Here is a 626-nt window from a genome sequence, read left to right as displayed (position 1 = left end):
GAGTTGGTGGTGCGGGGCGGTTCCGGGATCACCGGGTTCCCCGAAAACCGCGGCTGGGACCTCGGCGCCCTGTTCAATGACGACCCGCAGAGCATCGGTACGACCTACCTCCGCCAGGGCGGGTTCCTGCACGAGGCCGCCGAGTTCGACTCCGCGTTCTTCGGGATCAGCCCGCGGGAGGCGGTGGCGATCGACCCGCAGCAGCGGCTGCTGCTGGAGGCGTCGTGGGAGGTGCTGGAGCGCGCCGGCATCGACCCGGTGGTACTGCGCGGCACGCCCACCGGCGTCTTCGTCGGCGGCACCCAGACCGGTTACGGCAGCGGCCCCGGCACGTACCCCGAAGAGATCGAGGGATACCTGCAGACCGGAAACGCCGGTTCCGTCATGTCGGGCCGGGTGGCTTACACGCTGGGGTTGGAGGGGCCGGCGGTCACGGTCGACACGGCCTGCTCGTCGTCGCTGGTCGGCATCCATTTGGCATGTGAGTCGCTGCGGCGCGGCGAAAGCACCCTCGCCCTCGCCGGCGGAGTCACGGTCATGGCGACACCGGAGCTGCTGATCGACTTCAGTCGGCAGCGGGGGTTGGCGCGTGATGGCCGGGTGAAGGCGTTCGCGGAGGGTGCCGA

At 70.3% G+C, this 626-nt stretch carries 1 protein-coding gene; it reads left to right on the top strand.

All coding sequences use genetic code 11. The features are described 5' to 3' along the window. On the top strand, positions 1–626 hold a 626-nt coding region (locus ACYVD5_RS12005), incomplete at both ends, for a beta-ketoacyl synthase N-terminal-like domain-containing protein (RefSeq protein WP_461001072.1).

Source organism: Streptomonospora sediminis (assembly GCF_054778995.1).
The sequence above is the reverse complement of the archived record's forward strand: the minus strand, read 5'-3'. Positions and strand labels throughout refer to the sequence as shown.